Origin of the sequence: Pseudomonas sp. KBS0707, from assembly GCF_005937945.2 — a bacterium.
In the GTDB taxonomy this organism is placed as follows: Bacteria; Pseudomonadota; Gammaproteobacteria; order Pseudomonadales; family Pseudomonadaceae; genus Aquipseudomonas; species Aquipseudomonas amygdali.
This window is the reverse complement of sequence record NZ_CP041754.1, coordinates 4,059,162-4,078,796: the sequence shown is the minus strand read 5'-3', so window position 1 is coordinate 4,078,796 and position 19,635 is coordinate 4,059,162. Positions and strand designations below refer to the sequence as shown.

Annotated in this window: 20 protein-coding genes and 2 pseudogenes; 18 read left to right on the top strand and 4 right to left on the bottom strand. The window is 58.8% G+C overall.

Annotated features, from left to right (window positions below; genetic code table 11):
* The first annotated feature begins 2 nt into the window (after positions 1-2).
* The 3 genes from FFH21_RS19230 (at position 3) to FFH21_RS19220 (ending at position 2,077) form a co-directional block, all read left to right on the top strand.
* On the top strand, positions 3-809 hold the full coding sequence (locus tag FFH21_RS19230; protein ID WP_004657395.1) for an ABC transporter ATP-binding protein: 807 nt from the start codon (positions 3-5) through the stop codon (positions 807-809).
* A gap of 51 nt (positions 810-860) precedes the next feature.
* Positions 861-1,163, top strand: coding sequence for a SelT/SelW/SelH family protein (locus FFH21_RS19225; RefSeq protein WP_002554513.1), 303 nt, complete (start codon positions 861-863; stop codon positions 1,161-1,163).
* Positions 1,164-1,255: 92 nt separating this feature from the next.
* Complete coding sequence (locus FFH21_RS19220; RefSeq protein ID WP_011169194.1) at positions 1,256-2,077, top strand: UDP-2,3-diacylglucosamine diphosphatase; 822 nt, start codon at positions 1,256-1,258, stop codon at positions 2,075-2,077.
* Between the two features lie 9 nt (positions 2,078-2,086).
* Here the strand turns inward: FFH21_RS19220 and FFH21_RS19215 are convergent, their stop codons facing one another.
* Positions 2,087-2,398 (bottom strand): DUF962 domain-containing protein, encoded by a 312-nt coding sequence (locus tag FFH21_RS19215; protein ID WP_011169193.1) that lies wholly within the window; start codon positions 2,396-2,398, stop codon positions 2,087-2,089.
* Between the two features lie 368 nt (positions 2,399-2,766).
* Here FFH21_RS19215 and FFH21_RS19210 point away from each other — a divergent pair.
* Together FFH21_RS19210 and FFH21_RS19205 are read left to right on the top strand one after the other, a co-directional pair.
* Positions 2,767-3,974 (top strand): annotated as a pseudogene (locus tag FFH21_RS19210) (MFS transporter).
* A complete protein-coding gene (locus FFH21_RS19205; protein ID WP_004665931.1) occupies positions 3,974-5,254 on the top strand; it encodes an arsenic transporter in 1,281 nt (426 codons plus the stop codon). Before FFH21_RS19210 ends, FFH21_RS19205 begins: the two are co-directional and overlap by 1 nt.
* Here FFH21_RS19205 and FFH21_RS19200 read toward each other — a convergent pair.
* The 3 genes and pseudogenes from FFH21_RS19200 to FFH21_RS19190 form a co-directional block, all read right to left on the bottom strand.
* Positions 5,220-6,203: a DUF1853 family protein gene (locus FFH21_RS19200; RefSeq protein ID WP_011169192.1), complete on the bottom strand. Its 984-nt coding sequence runs from the start codon at positions 6,201-6,203 to the stop codon at positions 5,220-5,222. The two genes, FFH21_RS19205 and FFH21_RS19200, sit on opposite strands and share 35 nt — an antisense overlap.
* 63 nt (positions 6,204-6,266) lie before the next feature.
* Positions 6,267-6,704 carry a hypothetical protein gene (locus FFH21_RS19195; protein ID WP_041924602.1) on the bottom strand — a complete coding sequence of 146 codons (438 nt, stop codon included), beginning with the start codon at positions 6,702-6,704 and terminating at the stop codon, positions 6,267-6,269.
* Positions 6,705-6,783: 79 nt separating this feature from the next.
* Positions 6,784-7,287: pseudogene (locus tag FFH21_RS19190) on the bottom strand (PAAR domain-containing protein); the annotation flags it as partial.
* A gap of 236 nt (positions 7,288-7,523) precedes the next feature.
* Between FFH21_RS19190 and FFH21_RS19185 the strand changes: the two are divergent.
* The 13 genes from FFH21_RS19185 (at position 7,524) to FFH21_RS19120 (ending at position 19,512) form a co-directional block, all read left to right on the top strand.
* On the top strand, positions 7,524-8,414 hold the full coding sequence (locus tag FFH21_RS19185) for an NAD(+) kinase (protein WP_002554505.1): 891 nt from the start codon (positions 7,524-7,526) through the stop codon (positions 8,412-8,414).
* Positions 8,414-9,385, top strand: a complete 972-nt coding sequence (locus FFH21_RS19180) for a metallophosphoesterase (RefSeq protein ID WP_011169190.1) — start codon at positions 8,414-8,416, stop codon at positions 9,383-9,385. The genes FFH21_RS19185 and FFH21_RS19180 overlap by 1 nt, the downstream gene beginning before the upstream one ends.
* Positions 9,382-10,254, top strand: a complete 873-nt coding sequence (locus FFH21_RS19175) for a rhomboid family intramembrane serine protease (protein ID WP_004657419.1) — start codon at positions 9,382-9,384, stop codon at positions 10,252-10,254. The genes FFH21_RS19180 and FFH21_RS19175 overlap by 4 nt, the downstream gene beginning before the upstream one ends.
* A gap of 28 nt (positions 10,255-10,282) precedes the next feature.
* On the top strand, positions 10,283-10,543 hold the full coding sequence (locus FFH21_RS19170) for a YeaC family protein (protein ID WP_002554502.1): 261 nt from the start codon (positions 10,283-10,285) through the stop codon (positions 10,541-10,543).
* A complete protein-coding gene (locus FFH21_RS19165; protein ID WP_004665926.1) occupies positions 10,540-11,373 on the top strand; it encodes a DUF2797 domain-containing protein in 834 nt (277 codons plus the stop codon). Before FFH21_RS19170 ends, FFH21_RS19165 begins: the two co-directional genes overlap by 4 nt.
* Positions 11,374-11,385: 12 nt before the next feature.
* Positions 11,386-14,052 (top strand): aminopeptidase N, encoded by a 2,667-nt coding sequence (pepN, locus tag FFH21_RS19160; protein ID WP_004665925.1) that lies wholly within the window; start codon positions 11,386-11,388, stop codon positions 14,050-14,052.
* Positions 14,053-14,411: 359 nt separating this feature from the next.
* A complete protein-coding gene (locus FFH21_RS19150; RefSeq protein ID WP_004665924.1) occupies positions 14,412-15,065 on the top strand; it encodes a YjfI family protein in 654 nt (217 codons plus the stop codon).
* A gap of 26 nt (positions 15,066-15,091) precedes the next feature.
* On the top strand, positions 15,092-15,799 hold the full coding sequence (locus tag FFH21_RS19145; RefSeq protein ID WP_002554498.1) for a PspA/IM30 family protein: 708 nt from the start codon (positions 15,092-15,094) through the stop codon (positions 15,797-15,799).
* 30 nt (positions 15,800-15,829) lie between these two features.
* Positions 15,830-16,384, top strand: a complete 555-nt coding sequence (locus tag FFH21_RS19140) for a rhomboid family intramembrane serine protease (protein ID WP_002554497.1) — start codon at positions 15,830-15,832, stop codon at positions 16,382-16,384.
* Positions 16,385-16,464: 80 nt separating this feature from the next.
* Entirely contained in the window at positions 16,465-17,130 is a 666-nt protein-coding gene (locus FFH21_RS19135) for a DUF2491 family protein (RefSeq protein WP_004657433.1), read from the top strand.
* A gap of 13 nt (positions 17,131-17,143) precedes the next feature.
* Positions 17,144-17,569 carry a DUF350 domain-containing protein gene (locus tag FFH21_RS19130; RefSeq protein WP_004657435.1) on the top strand — a complete coding sequence of 142 codons (426 nt, stop codon included), beginning with the start codon at positions 17,144-17,146 and terminating at the stop codon, positions 17,567-17,569.
* 27 nt (positions 17,570-17,596) lie between these two features.
* Entirely contained in the window at positions 17,597-18,343 is a 747-nt protein-coding gene (locus tag FFH21_RS19125; RefSeq protein WP_004657437.1) for a DUF1190 domain-containing protein, read from the top strand.
* Between the two features lie 11 nt (positions 18,344-18,354).
* Positions 18,355-19,512 (top strand): glutathionylspermidine synthase family protein, encoded by a 1,158-nt coding sequence (locus tag FFH21_RS19120; RefSeq protein ID WP_002554493.1) that lies wholly within the window; start codon positions 18,355-18,357, stop codon positions 19,510-19,512.
* Positions 19,513-19,635: the final 123 nt, after the last annotated feature.

Here is a 19,635-nt window from a genome sequence, read left to right as displayed (position 1 = left end):
GCATGGCGACCCTTGAGTTGCGTAACACTTCATCAGTCACGCCCCCGGTTCAGTTGCGTAACGTGGTTCGCCAGTTTGGCCCACAACGGGTGATTGACGGGCTGGACCTGGACATTGCCGCGGGCGAGTTTGTCGCTTTGCTGGGTGCCAGTGGCTCCGGCAAGACCACCTTGCTGCGCACTCTGGCCGGGCTGGACGACATCGACAGTGGCGAGCTGCGTGTGCCGGTGGCACGTGCCGCGGTGTTTCAGGAACCGCGGCTGATGCCGTGGAAAAGCGCCTGGAAAAACGTGGTTCTCGGCCTGCGCATCAACGATGCCAAGGCTCGGGCTGAAGCAGCATTGACCGAAGTCGGTCTGGCCCATCGGCTGAATGCCTTTCCGGCCACATTATCCGGTGGTGAGGCGCAACGTGTAGCGTTGGCGCGCGGCCTGGTCCGTGAGCCGAAACTGCTGTTGCTCGACGAGCCTTTCGCCGCCCTCGATGCTTTGACCCGCATTCGCATGCACCAGTTGATCATCGACCTGTGGCGCAAGCACACCCCGGCGGTGCTGCTGGTAACGCACGATGTCGATGAGGCGATCCTGCTCGCTGACCGGGTCATCGTTCTGGCCGACGGTAAACTTGCCGATGACATCCGCGTTGACCTGCCACGCCAACGTGACAGCGGGCAGGCCGGGTTTCAGTCAATTCGTAGCCGCTTGCTGGGTTTGCTGGGCGTGAAGACTCAGGCTGCCGATACTGCAACGCAGGAGCCTGCCCGCGACGTGACGCTCAGCGCATTGCGTCGTTTCGCCAATGCTCGTTGATCCTGCGCAGGGTGCGTATCATGGGCGTCTGAATTTCTGGAGGGGACGTCCATGTCTGCCGAAAAGCCCGAAGTCATCATCACCTATTGCATTCAATGCCAGTGGCTATTGCGCGCCGCCTGGCTCGCCCAGGAGCTGTTGAGCACGTTCAGTGACGACCTGGGCAAGGTCTCGTTGCAGCCGGGCACCGGTGGTGTGTTTCGCATTACCTGCGATGGCGTGCAACTCTGGGAACGCAAGGCCGACGGCGGCTTTCCCGAGGCCAAGGTGCTCAAGCAGCGGCTCCGCGACCAGATCGACCCGGCCCGTGATCTGGGCCACAACGACCGTCATACTCCCGCCAGTCCTCAGTAATACAGGCCATTGTCACGACATCGCCACGCACGTGTCACATTCGGTTAACCGGCATGCTCCACTCTCTTGGAAACCCTGCCGGAGGTCATCCCATGACCAGTGCTCAGCTCGCCACACCCAGCCGCAAACAACGCGTGAGCACCTTGTGGATTTCCGACGTTCACCTGGGCACGCGCGATTGCCAGGCCGAGCACTTGTCCGCGTTTCTCAAGCGCTATCAGGCTGACAAGGTGTATCTGGTGGGCGATATCATCGACGGCTGGAAGCTGCGCGGCGGCATGTACTGGCCGCAGGCGCATACCAACGTGATCCGTCGGCTGCTGACCATGAGCAAGCGCGGCACCGAAGTCATTTATGTCACGGGCAACCACGACGAATTCCTGCGTCGTTACTCCAAATTGGTTCTGGGCAACATCCAGCTGGTGGACGAAGCCGAGCACGTGACGGCCGAAGGTCGTCGTCTTCTGGTCATCCACGGCGATCAGTTCGACGTGATCACCCGTTATCACCGCTGGCTGGCCTTTCTCGGCGATTCGGCCTATGAGTTCACCCTGACCCTCAACCGCTGGCTGAACCATTGGCGCGCCAAGTACGGCTATGGTTACTGGTCGCTGTCGGCTTACCTGAAGCACAAGGTCAAGAGTGCGGTGAATTTCATCAGCGATTTCGAGGAAGCCATCGCCCACGAATGCGTGAAGCGCGGCCTGGATGGCGTGGTCTGCGGGCACATCCATCATGCGGAAATCCGCCAGGTGGGCGGCGTGGAATACCTCAATTGCGGCGACTGGGTTGAATCCTGTACCGCCCTGATCGAACACCTGGACGGCACTATCGAACTGTTTCGTCTGGCGGACGCGCACTTGAAAGCAAGCCAGCCGGTGGTTCAGGAGCCGGTCAGCGAAACGGTTGCCTGATTCAACCGGCTAGAACGACACCTTGCCCAACAGCATATCGCGGTACATGACGAAATCGCCGAGCAGGCTGTAGAACGGATGCCTGAACGTGGCCGGCCGGTTTTTCTCGAAGAAGAAATGCCCGGCCCAGGCAAAACCGTAACCCGCGACGGGTAACAACCACAACAACCCCCAGCGACCGCTGCCCACACCGAACGCCAGCAGGATTATCACCAATGAGGTGCCCACAAAGTGCAGGCGCCGACTGGTACTGCTGCTGTGCTCGGCGAGGTAGAAAGGATAGAACTCGGCAAAGCTTGAGAAACGCTTGATGTTATCCACGGCGCGCACCCTCGTATTGGCTCTTCTTGTTATACACAAATTTAGCCGACTGTCGTGCCGATGTGGAGCGTGGGCACGATGGACGTGACTAGCTTGCTGATGTTTACGACTATCGTGCCAATGCTCCGCGTCGACATAAGGCATTACCACGCTGAGCGTGGGAACGAGAATCTGAGCCGAACCTCAATCCACCTGACATCACAGAACCGCCGTGCAGCGCGGAGCACTTCTCGACCCGTCAGCAAAAACGCAACAAAACATGGCACAGTTGCCCTGAAAAATGGCACATTGGCGCGCCTTGGTACGCGTGACACATCTTGTAATCATCCGTCCGGGGAACCTGAAAACCTTTTTACGGATGAATACCCATGGCGACCAGCGCTCAGCCCGTGACGGCGAAGGCCTCGACCCCCCCTCAAGCCAGCCCGCTGGTGATGCGCATTATTGGTGCCGTTGCCCTTGCTCACCTGATCAACGACCTGATTCAGGCCATTCTTCCGTCGATCTACCCGATGCTCAAGGCCAGCTACAACTTGAGCTTCACCCAGATCGGCCTGATTACCCTGACGTTTCAGATCACAGCATCGCTGCTGCAGCCCTGGGTCGGTTATTACACTGACCGCCATCCTAACCCCCTGGTACTGCCTGTAGGGTCGATCTGTACGCTGTCGGCATTGTGATGATGTCGATGGTGGGCAGTTTTCCATTGATTCTGCTGGCTGCCGCCTTGATCGGCATCGGTTCTTCGACATTCCACCCGGAAGCCTCGCGTATCGCGCGACTGGCTTCCGGTGGTCGTTATGGGCTCGCGCAGTCGACCTTTCAGGTGGGCGGCAACACCGGCTCCGCGTTCGGGCCATTGCTGGCGGCGGCGATCATCATCCCGTTCGGCCAGGGCAACGTGGCCTGGATCGGCTTGTTCGCATTGTTCTCGCTGGGTTTGCTGTATGCGATAAGCCGCTGGTATCGCGCGCACCTCAACCTGTTCAAACTCAAGGCAGGTCAGGCGGCCACTCATGGACTGTCCAGAAAACGCGTGATTGCCTCACTGGCAGTGCTGGCATTTCTGGTGTTTTCCAAGTTCTTCTACATGACCAGCCTGACCAGCTATTTCACCTTCTACCTGATCGAGAAATTTGACCTGTCAGTCGCCAGTTCGCAGTTGCACTTGTTTCTGTTTCTGGGCGCAGTGGCGGCAGGGACCTTTTTCGGCGGTCCGATCGGCGACCGCATTGGCCGCAAGGCCGTGATCTGGTTTTCGATCCTTGGCGCTGCACCGTTCACCCTGGCCCTGCCTTATGCAGACCTGTTCTGGACCAGCGTGCTCAGCGTGATCATTGGCTTTGTACTGGCGTCGGCTTTTTCCGCCATCGTGGTCTACGCCCAGGAGCTTGTACCTGGCAACGTGGGCATGATTGCCGGGCTTTTCTTTGGCCTGATGTTCGGCTTCGGCGGCATTGGCGCAGCCTTGCTCGGCTATCTGGCTGACAGCCACGGCATTCTGTTCGTCTACACGTTGTGCTCATACCTGCCGCTGCTTGGCATCCTCGCCATTCTTCTACCCCGGACCAAATAATGCTGATAGCAACGCTGATCTTCCTGTTCACCATTACGCTGGTCATCTGGCAGCCCAAAGGCCTGAGCGTAGGCTGGAGTGCGGTACTCGGGGCGGTTCTGGCGTTGCTGACAGGGGTTGTGCACCTCAGCGACATCGCTGTGGTGTGGGGCATCATCTGGAATGCCACGGCGACGTTCATTTCGCTGATCATTATCACGCTGTTACTGGATGAGGCGGGTTTCTTTGCCTGGGCCGCGCTGCATGTGGCGCGCTGGGGCAAGGGTAAGGGACGTCGTCTGTTCGCCCTGTTCGTGCTGTTCGGTGCGCTGGTATCAGCCTTGTTCGCCAACGACGGTGCCGTGCTGATTCTCACGCCTATCGTCATTGCCATGATGCTGGCGTTGCGCTTCTCCGCTGCGTCGACCCTGGCGTTCGTCATGGCGGCCGGCTTCATTGCCGATACGGCCAGCCTGCCGTTGGTGGTATCGAACCTGGTGAACATCGTTTCGGCGGATTACTTCAAGATCGGTTTCAACCGTTACGCAGCCGTCATGGTGCCGGTGAACCTGGCCAGTGTCGCCGCCACTCTGGCCGTGTTGATGTGGTATTTCCGTCGGGATATTCCCAGCGAGTTCGAGCCCGAACATCTGGACAAGCCCGAAACGGCTATCCATGACCGCGCTACGTTTCTGGCCGGTTGGGCCGTACTGCTGATTTTGTTGGTGGGCTGTTTCGCTCTTGAGCCGCTGGGCATCCCGATCAGTGCGATTTCGTCGGTCTGCGCGTTGCTGCTGCTCGCCATTGCCGCCAAAGGGCATACGATCAAGACGCGCAAGGTGATGAAAGAAGCACCGTGGCACATCGTGGTGTTTTCGCTGGGTATGTATCTGGTGGTTTATGGTCTGCGCAACGCCGGACTCACCGGTTATCTGGCCAGTCTGCTGGACTGGTTTGCCGGCTATGGCATCTGGGGCGCAGCGATGGGCACCGGCGTCATGACGGCGTTTCTGTCTTCGATCATGAACAACATGCCCACCGTGCTCATCGGGCTGCTGTCCATTGATGCAAGCCATGCCAGCGGGGCCATTCAGGAAGCGATGATCTACGCCAACGTGATCGGCAGTGACCTGGGGCCAAAAATTACCCCGATCGGCAGTCTGGCGACGCTGCTCTGGCTGCATGTGCTGGAGCGCAAGGGGATCACCATCAGTTGGGGCTACTACTTCAAGGTCGGCATCGTACTGACCGTGCCGGTGTTGCTGATTACACTGGCTGCGCTGGCACTTCGATTGAGTTGAGCAGGTGGCTGGTGTCGGCCAGATTCGGCCACATGTCCGACACCAGAAACAAGCGCTCGGCTTCTTCCCAGTTGCCCTCGGTATTCTCTTTCAGGCGCACCAGCAATTGCGCCGGAGCCAGCGGGTCGAGTTCGGCCAGCCAGTCGCGCAGTTGCTGATCGCTCCACGCATCGTGGTAAAGCGCTGGTGCCAGCCAGGCATGACGCGGCAGGGGCTGCCAGCGTCCGGGGCTGCTCTGCGCCACAAACGGTTTCCAGTCACGTTGATGCAACCAGCGGCCCTTGAGATGCTGCGGGTGAACACCTGCGGGCGATTCGCATGAGCCTGGCCACGGATACAGCAGATAACCGCCCAGCCACAACTGCGCGCTGAAGGCCTCGACACCCAGCGCTGCCAGGGCGGCGCGGCTTTCCGGACGTGCAGACATCGGCAACTGATGCTGGCTCAGGTGGGCAAGCTTGCGGTCCAGCCGATCCTGGCAGCCAGGCCCCAGCCAGCTGGCCGGGTCGCGGCCGTCTCCGTCCTGCGGCCCTAGGTAGAGCTTGATTGCCAGTTCGACGTGATGCACGCCTTCACGATCACGCAGCAGCATGTCCAGTTCGCCCAGCGTCTGGCTGCCGAGCCGGATCGGCAGGTTGGCGGCAATGATCTCCACCCCCGGCGCGTGCTGCACCGCGAACTGCCAGAGCCGTTCGTAATAGCGGCCCAGCCGGCGTGTGGTTGCCAGCGCCAGCCAGTCTTCCAGCGGGCGACTGTCACGGTCGAGTTGCCAGAGAAAGTCCGCCAGTCGCTGCGGGTCCTGTACCCAGTCACTGCCGGCCAGCGGATGACGCTGTGGCCACGGCGCGACTTCCAGCATGGGCGGCGCGAGGATCACCCAGGCAAGGTCGCGCACTTCGGAGTGCCGTAGTTGGCGGGGGAGGTCGATCAGGCTTGGGAATAGGGTCATGTGCCGAGGATAGCGTGAGTTGAGGTTCAGGTGAGCTGATTGTGAAGGCGAAAAGATGCGGTGCTATTCAACGGGCCTGGCCAGTCCGAGAAAATCAGGGTCTTCACCACCGGGGCAGGGCGAGAATCGCTTGACGTCGATTGCCCCCTTGACGTTCAGGTCGATGCGGCCGTTGGCATCTATGAAGATTGTAGTCTCTGGCCATTGCGGATCTATGTTTACGCAACCGCTGATTCCTGCGTTGTCCCACCATTGGAAATACATGAAGAAATCTTTTTTTTGAAATATATGGCCGCTGTTCCCAGTTGCTCCGCCAGGCCTTATGCCACCTCTGCTTATGCGGTGATCGGTAATCCATGTATAGCTAAGCTTTCCGTCTGCCTTGTCTGAGTAATAGACGCTTACGTAGGGCGTAGCGAAATCCCATAGTGCGAGGATGAGAAAGGTCGCCGTTAACTTCGGCCAGCGGGCTATGGCGTGTATCAGGATTTTTCGTTTCATGCAGTGCCCTCGTTTTCAGTCGCGCTGAAGCATGAGTGCACTCTTACTCCTTTACCCCAACTGCTCTTGGGTATCTGTGGTTCATCTCGTCAGCAATGTAGCGGGTCAGTTCTTCCATTTGATCCGGGTGGTTGCAGGCTGGCGCTATGGCCGTGTTGGAAGTTGCAGATGAGAACAGTGCTTCAGCCGCTTTGGCTTTCTCCTGCAACCCAGGGTCGTTCACAAGCTGATTCAGCTTCGGTTCGTCCAGCGTGCCGTCCTTGCGAAGGATGCCGAGCCTGGAGAAATCGATGGCTGGGCCAGCGGCATCGCCGAAGTCGGAGCCGCCACCCACATCGGGGCTGCCGGAAATGATCGTTCCGCCGTGGCTGGTCGGGCTGCCCAGGTGGGCCATCGGACGACCGGTGATGAGGATTGAGGGAAAGCCGGTGACGATCACCGCGCCGCAGCCGCACATATCGCCTACTCTGGCAGCGGACATGCCGTTGATCAGGGTGTCGGAGGAGGCTGTGACAATCGGGGTGCAACCGTGGCCCGGCAACGGGCAGAGGTGCATGTCGCCCTGGCGGCCTGAGGGAATCATGTGTCGTCCTTAGGTGTATTGAAAACGGACGAAGCTAATGAACATCTTCTGTGGGGTATGTAAGGCAAATCCGGTTTTTTTGCGGGAATTCGCTCATTCGTTCAGAGCCAATCTGCTGATTGAAGCGCTTCGTGATGAGGCGTTTCGCTTGATCTTTACGTGCCGGTTTGCTGCTACCGGGCCGTTTCGCCCATAATCGCTGTTTTAAGTCGTCTCGAAACCGCAGCAGGAGCCTCATGGAGCAATTTCGCAATATCGGCATCATCGGTCGCCTGGGCAGTGTTCAGGTGCTCGATACCGTTCGCCGACTCAAGAGATTCCTGCTGGACCGCCACCTGCACGTCATTCTTGAAGAGACGATTGCCGAAGTCCTGCCCGGTCATGGCCTGCAAACCTCGTCGCGCAAGATGCTCGGTGAAGTCTGTGACATGGTCATCGTGGTCGGTGGCGATGGCAGCCTGTTAGGGGCAGCACGGGCACTGGCCAGGCACAACGTTCCGGTGCTGGGTATCAACCGCGGCAGCCTGGGTTTTCTGACCGACATTCGTCCTGACGAGCTGGAGGTCAAATGCGCTGAAGTGCTCGACGGGCACTATCTGGTCGAAAACCGCTTCCTGCTTCAGGCCGAAGTGCGCCGCCACGGTGAGGCCATTGGTCAGGGCGATGCGCTCAACGACGTTGTGCTTCACCCCGGCAAATCCACGCGCATGATCGAGTTCGAGATCTATATAGATGGTCAGTTTGTGTGCAGTCAGAAGGCCGATGGCCTTATCGTCGCCACGCCGACCGGATCGACAGCCTATGCGCTGTCGGCGGGCGGGCCGATCATGCATCCCAAGCTCGACGCCATCGTCATCGTGCCGATGTACCCGCACACCTTGTCCGGGCGGCCCATCGTGGTCGACGGCAACAGCGAGCTGAAAATCGTGGTGTCCAAGGACATGACCATTTATCCGCAAGTGTCCTGCGATGGCCAGAATCACTTTACCTGCGCACCGGGTGACACCATCACGGTCAGCAAGAAACCGCAGAAGCTGCGTCTGATTCACCCGCTGGATCACAATTATTATGAAGTCTGCCGCACCAAGCTCGGCTGGGGCAGCAAGCTCGGCGGCGGGGGCGATTAATGCTCGATCCGGCGCGTGGCTACGATCTGATCGGTGACGTGCACGGGTGCGCCCATACCCTGGAGCACTTGCTGGAGCTTCTCGGCTACCGTCTGCAGGCTGGCGTCTGGCGTCACCCTGAGCGCGTTGCAATTTTCCTCGGCGACATCATCGACCGTGGCCCGCGTATTCGCGAGTCGCTGCATATCGTCCGCGATATGGTTCAGGCCGGTCATGCCCTGTGCATCATGGGCAATCATGAGTTCAACGCGCTGGGCTGGATGACGCCAGCCTTGCCGGAAAGCGGTCATGAGTTCATGCGTGAGCACACCCCGCGCCATGCCCGGCTGATCGGCGAAACCCTGGCGCAGTTCGAGCGCTACCCGGATGAATGGAGCGAGTTCGTCAACTGGTTCTATGAGCTGCCGCTGTACATGGACGCCGGTCGCTTCAGGGTGGTGCATGCCTGCTGGGATGCGACTCTGATCGATCCGTTGCGCGGCCTGCATGGCACCGGCTGTATCGACAAGCATTTTGTCCAGGCCTCGGCAGTGCCCGGCAGCTTCGCCAGCAATGTCTTCAACCGTCTGCTGCGCGGCACCGACATGCGTTTGCCGCACGGTCTTACCCTGACCGGCGGCGACGGGCTGACCCGCGAGTTCTTTCGTACCAAGTTCTGGGAAGATGACCCGCAGACCTATGGCGACGTGGTATTTCAGCCCGACGCGCTGCCTGAAGGCGTAGCCAAGACCCCGCTGTCCACGTCCGAAAAAAACGCATTGCTGCGTTACGGTATCAATGAGCCGCTGCTGTTTGTCGGTCACTACTGGCGCAGCGGCGTCCCCGCGCCTATCCGGCCTAATCTGGCCTGTCTGGATTACAGCGCCGTGCTCTACGGCAAGCTGGTCGCCTATCGGCTGGACCAGGAAACACAGATCGACCCGGACAAATTCGTCTGGGTCGACGTGCAGCGTCCCGAGGTTTCAGAATGAGTGCTGTTGCAGTCCTGCGGTTGCCGTTGACCACCAACCTGAGCGGGTTTGTCAGCCTGTTGCAGCGCTTGCGGATTCCCCACAGGGTCAGCGAAGAGTCTGGCGAGCAGGTGCTTTGGGTGCCGGATGCGCCGCAACTGGCCGATGAGGTGCGCGACTTGTACACACGCTTCCCTGAAGGGGACGAGCATTTTCAACTGGCGCAAGACGCCCCAAACGTGACGTACAAGCCGCCGGGCCTGATCGAGCAGCTACGCAACAGCCCGGTAACGGCCTTGGTGTTGCTGGTCACCCTGCTGGTGGCGGGCATGACGCTGCTGGGCGACAACCTCGAAGTCATCCGCTGGCTGACCTTTCAGGATTTCCGGATCAGTGGCGAGTACGCGACGTTTCTGCCGTTGTCCGACAGTCTGGCCGCCGGGCAATGGTGGCGGATTGTCTCACCGATGCTGATTCACTTCGGCATCCTGCACCTGGCCATGAACGGCATGTGGTTCTGGGAACTGGGCAGGCGCATCGAAATTCGTCAGGGCAGTCTGTCTTTATTGCTGCTCACGCTGCTGTTTTCAGCTGTTTCAAATTACGTGCAATACCTGTTCAGTGGCCCAAGCCTGTTTGGCGGACTGTCCGGCGTGCTGTATGGCCTGCTCGGGCATTGCTGGATTTTCCAGATGCTGGCGCCCAACCCGGTCTATCGCCTGCCGCGCGGGGTATTGATCATGATGCTCATCTGGCTGGCGCTATGCCTGTCCGGCCTGGTGAGCATGCTCGGTTTCGGCGAGATCGCCAACGGCGCGCATGTCGGCGGTCTGATCATCGGTTGTGCTACCGGCCTGATCGGCGGTGCGATTGCGCGCCGCAAGTCGTAAAATTACCCGCTATTTTCTGGAGTGCGCCATGTCGTCTTTTATAGAAATGATCGAAAACATCACCCCGGATATCTACGAAAGCCTGAAGCTGGCCGTGGAAATCGGCAAATGGTCCGATGGCCGCAAGCTTACTCAGGAACAGCGTGAGCTGTCGTTGCAGGCGCTGATCGCCTGGGAAGTGCAGAACCTGCCGGAAGACCAGCGCACTGGCTACATGGGGCCGCAGGAATGCGCCTCCAAATCAGCGCCAGTGCCCAATATCCTGTTCAAATCGGATGCTATTCATTGATCGAAATTGGTCGCGGAGCAGTCAACAAAATGTCGGCGCGTCAGGATGATGCGTCATGTGTGCAATACGCTTTTCGCCTGGGCGAGACCGAGATTGCGGTCAACCCGCTGATCGGCAAGACGCTGCGTCTGGAGTTTCTTGGTGCCATTCATTGCAGTCATTGCGGGCGCAAGACCAAGTCCAGCTACAGCCAGGGCTACTGCTACCCGTGCATGCTCAAGCTGGCGCAATGCGACATGTGCATCATGAGCCCGGAAAAATGCCATCACGATCAGGGCACCTGTCGCGATCCGGCATGGGGCGAACAGTTCTGCATGACCGATCACATCGTCTACCTGGCCAATTCGTCAGGCGTGAAGGTCGGTATTACCCGGTCCACGCAGTTGCCGACCCGCTGGCTGGATCAGGGCGCAAGTCAGGCGTTGCCGATTCTGCGTGTGGCCACCCGTCAGCAGTCAGGCTTTGTCGAAGACTTGCTGCGCAGTCAGGTGGCTGACCGTACCAACTGGCGTGCGCTGCTCAAAGGTGATGCCCAGCCGGTCGATCTCAAGGCCATTCGCCAGGAATTGTTCGACAGTTGCGGCGCGGGCCTGCTGGGATTGCAAGAACGATTCGGTCTGCAAGCCATCCAATTGCTACATGACGCCGAGCCTGTCGAGTTTCGTTACCCGGTCGAGGCGTATCCGACCAAGATTGTCAGCTTCAATCTGGACAAGAACCCGATTGCCGAAGGCACGCTGCTGGGGATCAAGGGCCAATACCTGATTTTCGATACCGGCGTGATCAATATTCGCAAGTACACGGCCTATCAACTGGCCGTGCATCAGTAGAAGGATTCCAGCATGCGCACCGAGCAACCGAAAATGATTTACCTGAAGGACTATCAGGCTCCCGAGTACCTCATCGATGAGACGAACCTGACCTTCGAACTGTTCGACGACCACTCGCTGGTCCATGCCCAACTGGTCATGCGCCGCAACCCCGAGCGCGGCGCAGGCCTGCCGCCGCTGGTGCTGGACGGTCAGCATCTGGAACTGGTCTCGGTCAAACTGAGCGATGTGGAGCTGAGCGCTGCGGATTATCAACTGACAGAAGATCACCTGACGCTGCATCCGCAAGCCGAAAGCTTCACGGTCGACAGCACCGTGCGCATCCATCCGGAATCCAACACCGCGCTGGAAGGGCTGTACAAGTCCAGCGGCATGTTCTGCACCCAGTGCGAGGCCGAAGGCTTCCGCAAGATCACCTACTACCTCGACCGCCCCGACGTGATGAGCAAGTTCACTACCACGCTCAGCGCCGACAAGCAGAATTTCCCTATTCTGCTCTCCAACGGCAATCCGATTGCCAGTGGTGAAGAAGAGGGCGGACGGCACTGGGCGACGTGGGAAGACCCGTTCATGAAGCCGGCTTACCTGTTCGCGCTGGTGGCCGGTGATCTGTGGTGCATCGAAGACACCTTTACCACCATGAGCCAGCGGGAAGTGACCCTGCGCATCTATGTCGAGCCAGAAAACGTCGACAAGTGCCAGCACGCCATGACCAGCCTGAAGAAATCCATGCGCTGGGATGAAGAAACCTACGGTCGTGAGTATGACCTGGACATCTTCATGATTGTCGCGGTCAACGACTTCAACATGGGCGCGATGGAGAACAAGGGCCTCAACATCTTCAACTCCAGTGCCGTACTGGCACGTGCCGAGACTGCGACCGATGCCGCGCATCAGCGGGTCGAAGCGATCGTTGCCCACGAATACTTCCACAACTGGTCGGGTAACCGCGTGACCTGCCGTGACTGGTTCCAGCTGTCGCTCAAGGAAGGCTTCACGGTGTACCGCGACGCCGGTTTCTCGGCGGACATGAACTCGGCCACGGTCAAGCGTATTCAGGACGTTGCTTACCTGCGAACTCACCAGTTTGCCGAAGACGCAGGCCCGATGGCCCACGCAGTGCGTCCGGACAGCTTCATCGAAATCTCCAACTTCTACACCCTGACCGTTTACGAAAAGGGTTCGGAAGTGGTTGGCATGCTCCACACCCTGCTGGGCGCCGAAGGCTTCCGCAAGGGCAGTGATCTGTATTTTGAACGTCATGACGGCCAGGCCGTGACCTGCGACGACTTCATCAAGGCCATGGAAGACGCCAACGGCGTCGACCTGACCCAGTTCAAGCGCTGGTACAGCCAGGCGGGTACGCCGCGTCTGGCGGTCAGCGAGTCGTATGACGCTGCTGCGAAAACCTACAGCCTGACTTTCCGGCAGAGCTGCCCAAGCACACCAGGCCAGCCTGGCGATCAGAAACAGCCGTTTGTGATTCCGGTCGAACTGGGGCTGCTGGACAGCAAAGGCGGCGAGATTGCTCTGCGTCTGGCGGACGAAACCGCAGCTTCCAGCACCACGCGAGTGCTCTCGGTTACCGGGTCCGAGCAGACCTTCACCTTCGTTGACGTTGCCGAAAAGCCACTGCCGTCACTGCTGCGCGGTTTCTCTGCGCCGGTCAAGCTGAGCTTTCCGTATGACCGTGATCAACTGATGTTCCTGATGCAACACGACAGCGACGGTTTCAACCGCTGGGATGCCGGTCAGCAACTGTCGGTTCAGGTTTTGCAGGAGCTGATCGGTCAGCACCAGCAAGGTCAGGCACTGGTCATGGACCAGCGTTTGATCACTGCGCTGGGCACCGTGCTGGCGGATGAGCGTCTGGATCAGGCGATGGTCGCAGAAATGCTCTCGTTGCCGGGTGAGGCTTATCTCGCCGAGATCAGCGAGGTGGCGGATGTCGATGCCATTCACGCCGCTCGCGAATTTGCTCGCCAACAACTGGCCGATGGCCTGTTTGACAGTCTGCTGACACGCTACAAGGCCAACCGCGAGGTATCCAGGGCCACGCCATACGTCGCCGAGTCCACGCATTTCGCCCGTCGCGCGCTGCAGAACATTGCGCTGTCGTACCTGATGCTTAGCGGCAAACCTGAAGTACTGGCGGCGACCATCGACCAGTTCGATACCAGTGACAACATGACCGAACGCCTGACTGCGCTGGCGGTGCTGGTCAATTCGCCGTTTACGGCCGAGCGCGACAAAGCGCTCGCCGTGTTCGCCGAGAACTTCAAGAGCAACGCGCTGGTCATGGATCAATGGTTCAGCGTACAGGCGGCCAGCACTCAGCCGGGCGGCCTGCAACGCGTGCAGGAACTGATGAAGCATCCTGCATTCAGCATCAAGAACCCGAACAAGGTCCGCGCCCTGATCGGTGCATTTGCCGGGCAGAACCTGATCAATTTCCACGCGGCAGATGGCTCCGGCTATCGCTTCCTCGCGGATCTGGTCATTGAGCTGAATGCCCTGAACCCGCAGATCGCCTCCCGCCAATTGGCACCACTGACCCGCTGGCGCAAATACGACAGCGCCCGTCAGGCGCTGATGAAGGCCGAGCTGGAGCGTATCCTCGCCTCCGGCAAACTGTCGGCGGACGTGTATGAAGTGGTCAGCAAAAGCCTGGCTGAATAAGGGTTGCCCAGTGCCTGACAGGCACTTGTAAGAAAGGCGCTGTCCGCTGATGCGGACAGCGCTTTTTTTTGGAGTGTGCGTCGCCGTGCGTTGTTTTGACTATCGTGCCAATGCTCCGCTTTGGCATGCATCGGGTGACGCTTCGCGTCACAAATCTGCAGTCTGGCGCGGTATCAGGCGCAAAGGAGTCTCAGGCTTTGGTGCTGCCTGTATCTAGGGCCTGATTGAGTGATACACCATGGCTGGAACGAGAATTTTTGGTGTTCATAAAAATCTCACATGTGATGCGTATCTATCTTCAAAAACATCTGATACGTTGCTCACCTGATCCACGGCCAGCAGCAAGGGGGGAAGCGCCAATGCCTCGTAAAACCCAGGGCGATAACGCAGCGGTCCCGGCCAAGGCTTCGAAGAGCTCCACCGATTACATGCGTGAAATGCGTCTGCGACTCAAAGAGGCGGGGCTGGTCAAGCGGGAATTCTGGATCCGGCCCGAGAACGTCGATGCCCTGCGTGGCATTGAAAAAGCCTTAAGACAGCCCTTTTTGGGCGACAGAATAAAACTGGAGGATTTCATGACCGAGAATACCCACTGGACCATCAGCTCTCTGCAGAAGGCACTTTGCGAACTGGAGCTGGTGACGAATGGAAAGATCGAGCTCGATGTAACCGAGGGTGATGCCTCGGGCATCAGGCTGACCATGGCCGAGTATGGCGATCTGCCGATTTATATCGCGGTGGAAGGCGAGCAGATTCTGGCTGACGCGACCTTGATCGAGGTGAACAAGATCAAGAACGTGCAGGCGTTCAACGATGTCGTCCTGCGCAGCCGCGATCTGTTTCCGCTGTCATCGGTCGGTATCGAAAAGCTGGGTGACGGTCAGGAAGTCTACTGCCTGTTTGGCGCGTTGAGCGCAGCATCGTCGCTTACAGTAGTCGTGCAGGAAATCCTTACCCTCGCGGACAACGTGATCCGTGCGGCCGATGCTTTTGAAGATCATTTCATCTACTGAACAGCGCTGTCAGGCGGAGACTATTCATGACTACGAGTATCTGGAAAAAACTGGTGACCGCCGTTCGTGGTGGCGCTTCCGAAGTGGGCGAGTCGATTGCCGATGCCAATGCCATCCGCATTCTGGATCAGGAAATTCGTGACGCCGACAATGCGCTGGTCAAGGCCCGCGACGGGCTGATTACCATCAAGGCCAAGCACAAGCTCTCGGCACAGCGTCTTGAAGAACACGCCACCAGCATCGCCAACTGGGAAGGCCGCGCCATGCAGGCTCTGAACAAGGGTGAAGAAGCGCTGGCTGTGGAGTGCGCGAACAAGATCGCCGAGATCGAGGCCCTGCGTGATCAGGAGCAGGAACTGGCCGATCAGTTCAACAAGCAGGTCAGCCTGCTGCAAGAACAGGTGGTCAAGGCCGAATCGCGAATCAAGAGCCTCAAGCAGCAGGTCGAGATGGCCAAGGCCCGTGAAACCGTGCAAAAAGCTCGCGTTGCAACGGCCACTGCAACCGGTGGTGCCAGCGGCGCAGTCGAAACCGCAGTAGGCTCGCTGGCGCGTCTCAAGCAACGTCAGGATGAACAGGACGCCAAGCTCGAAGCGGCCGAAGAACTGGCCAGCCAGTCCAGCGGCAGCGATCTGGAGCGTCGTCTGCAGGATGCAGGTATTGGTGCCAAAAGTGGCGGTGCGCAAGATGTGCTGGCACGTCTGAAAGCCAAAAACCAGACGCCGGCTCAGTAAGCGACGCCACAGGGCAGACGAGGGTGGTGAATGGAGTTTTCCAAACGACTCAAGGTCATCCTCGCCCTGGCAGCAGTTATGATTGCGGTGCAAGTGCTGAACTCGATCACCGGCAACGGCCTGATTCATTTCGGTATCATTCCGCGCAATGCGACCGGGTTGCGCGGCATTGTGTTTGCGCCTTTTCTGCACGGTTCGATTCAGCACTTGCTCAGCAACCTGCTGCCGTTCATTGTGCTGAGCTGGCTGGTCGCCACCGAGGGTGTCAGGCGTTATGCGTGGGTCGCCGGGCTGGTCTGTCTGCTGGGCGGGCTGCTGGTCTGGAGCTTCGGTCGCAGCAATATCCACGTCGGTGCGAGCGGTCTGATTTTTGGTTTGTGGGCTTACCTGCTCGCGCGGGCATGGTATCAGCGCAGTATCGCCAGCGTGCTGGTCGCGCTGTTGGTACTGGCGGGCTACAGCGGACTGGTTTTCGGCTTTGTCCCGGTAGCTGGCATATCGTTTGAATCACATATTGCCGGCGCACTGGCGGGTATTTGTGTAGCGTGGCTGATGCATTCCAAGGCATTGCTGGCGCAGAAGTGAGCCAGTCTTTTGAACAGTGTGTTTATTCCGGTTAAAGACATGTCCATACCGGCTCCAGTCGACTTCAAGGGAACTGCACTATGAGTTGGTTCAAACGTGCCATGGGGCTGGAAGCACCCAAGGCATCAGGTCGTGATGGCGTGCAATCCGTCAACACGGTCAGCCCGTTAGGGTTGGCGTCCGGTCGCATGTTGTGTCTGGACAGCTCGTTGAAGCTGTTGCTCGACGGGCATTCGCAAGTGGTTGTTTCAGGCGATGAAAAGGTCTGGGCCGTGGGGCGCGTAGATCTGGGCCAGTCGATGGCGTTGCATCGCTTCTACCTGGATAACGAGGACTATTTCCTGCAGGTGGTCAGCAACGGCCTCAATCCGGAAGACGTGCAGGACATCATTCTGTTCGGTTACTACAGCGCCGAGCCGATCACCAGCAAGGATGAGTTGCTGCGCCTGACCGGTCCTTCGTCGAAGATCGGCCTGCCCACCTACGAACACGATGGCGAGGTATTCGAACGGCAATGGGGCACGTCGCCCGGCCAGACCGAGCTGACGCCGCTGGATGAGGATATTGTCAGCCCTGATGCTGCGTATCGCGTCAAACACCTGAGCATGCTGTACGCCCGCGAAACGGGGCTGATCAACCGCCGCGAGTTTCTGCTGTTTTCCGTCGAGGAAGACGAAGAGGGCAGCATTACCCTCACCACGGCCGTTGGCATAACGCTGCAATCCACTGATATCAACGTTCTTTGACAAGGAAATCTTCATGATCGACGCGCTGCGTATGTCGCTCAATGCCCCTGCCGTGATTGGCTTCATCATGTACATTCTGGTAGCGGCCATTCTGTTCGCCCTGTTCCAGTTCATCTACAGCAGGATCACGCCGCACAAGGAATTTGCGCTGATCCGCGAGAACAACAGTGCTGCCGCGTTGGCGTTGGGTGGTTCGCTGATCGGTTTCGCACTGCCAGCCAGCAACATCATCAGTTACAGCATCAGCATTCTGGATGTGATCGTCTGGGTGGTGATTGCAGCCGTTGTGCAACTGCTGGCGTTCGGTGTTACCAGCCTGGTGCTCAAGGGCCTGTCGACACGTATTGCCAAGGGCGAAATGGCTGCCGCCATTTACTCGGCCAGCGTCGCAATCAGCGTGGGTCTTCTCAACGCAGCCTGCATGACCCCTTCGGTCTGACGGCAGCCTTGAACAAGGAGACTCACGATGAGACGCAGTTCAGTAAAGCTGGTACTTGCCAGCACGCTTCCGCTGGCCCTTGCCGGGTGTGGCCCGTCGGAAGACAAGGATACTTTCAACGCGCAGGCCAACTTCAGTTCGGTGCAGGAGTGCGTTGATGCCAAAGTGCCGGTAAATGTCTGTTCGGATGCCTACATGCAGGCGCTGTCCGACCATCGCCGCATAGCGCCGACCTATGATGACAAGGCGTCTTGCGACGCGGACTTTGTACCGGATTATTGCCAGGTCACTTCGGATGGCAAGTACATGCCGAAACTCGGCGGCTTTGAGCTGGGTTTTTCCGGGCGTGTGCCCAAAGAGGCGCTGGACCGGGCCAATCAGGAAGTCGCCCAGTCCGCTCCCGCAGGCATGAGCGGCACCACCGGGCTGATGGCCGGTCTGCTGATAGGTAATCTGCTCAGCAATGGCTTAGGCAACAATCGCTATTACTCGCAACCTATCTACCAGACGCGCGATGACCGCGGCGGTTACTACAGCTCGTCCTTGCCAAGTCAGATTGATCGCGGCAAAACCTTTGGCCGTTCGACCCAGGCGCAATCCAGTCCGGATCGCAGCTATGGCAAGAGCACGCTGGGGCGTAACCTGGGCAGTTCGGGCTCCGGCTCGTCCTCTGTGTCGTCGACTATCTCGCGCGGCGGATTCGGCAGCCAGGCCTCGGCACGCAGTGGCTGGGGCGGCAAGAGCAGCGGTGGCAGCAGCAGTTTCGGAGGCTGACGGTCCGGGCCATGAAAAAGATCAGTATCGAGGAACGCCCGGACTGGCGCGCAACGGCGGAACGTGAAGGGTTCAACTTTCACACCATCGACGGCGAGCGCTATTGGGATGAGCGCGGGTATTATCTGTTCACCGAGCAGCAGATTACCCGCGACCTTGAAGTGCCTACCCAGGAACTTCACCAGATGTGTCTGGACGCAGTAGCGCGGGTGGTGGACAGCGAAGAGTTGTTGCACCGCCTGGCGATTCCGGAAGCGTTCTTTGATGTGATCCGCGCGTCATGGAAACAGGGGCATCCACACCTTTACGGGCGCTTCGACTTTGCCTACGACGGCACGGGCCCGGCAAAGATGTACGAAATCAATGCTGATACGCCCACCAGTCTGATGGAGGCAGGTGCGTTCCAGTTGCTTTGGCTGGACGAGCAGATGGCGCGCGGTGTTCTGCCCGCGCATGCCAGCCAGTTCAATTCGATTGCCGAGGATCTTGTTCGGGCGTTTGCCGAGTTTCCGGGGGCGAGCCCGTTCTACTTTTCGGCGATGTCCGGCTCTGTCGAGGACCGTGGTACTACCGACTTTCTGCGGCGCATGGCTGCGCACGTGGGCATTGATGCCCGGCATATCGATATCGAGGACATCGGGCTCAGTGCCGAGGGGCGTTTTGTCGACCTGGACGGACGCTGGATCGAGCGGCTGTTCAAGCTTCACGCCTGGGAACATATCTTTCACGAGGAGTTTGGCCAGCACGTTCCAGCCAGTGGCACTCAGTTCGTTGAACCTGCCTGGAAGTCGATTCTCAGCAACAAGGGAATTCTGCCGTTGTTGTGGCAGTTCAATGAGGGCCATCCGAACCTGCTGCCTTCGCGCGTCGATCAGGACCCGAGCAGACCGGTTCCCAAGGGCTGGGTACGCAAACCCTACTTTTCCCGTGAAGGTGCCAACATTGAAATGCGCACGCCTGGCGATCAGGTGATTTCAGTCGATGGGCCTTACACTGATGCGCCTTATATTTTGCAGGCGTACTCGCCGCTGCCGCGATTCGGTGACAGCTACACGCTGATCGGCTCCTGGGTCATCGGCGACCTTGCCTCCGGAATCGGCATTCGCGAAGACGACAGTCTGATCACCAAGGACACCAGCCGGTTCCTGCCCCACGTGGTCATCGACTGAACGCTGCTTATTCTCAATAAGTGTTACTTGTCCAATACACGTAACCCCCTCGCTGTTACCGAATGTTTATAGAATCCGCAATGACCGGCATCAAGCGGTTACTATTTTGATGCTATGTCTGAC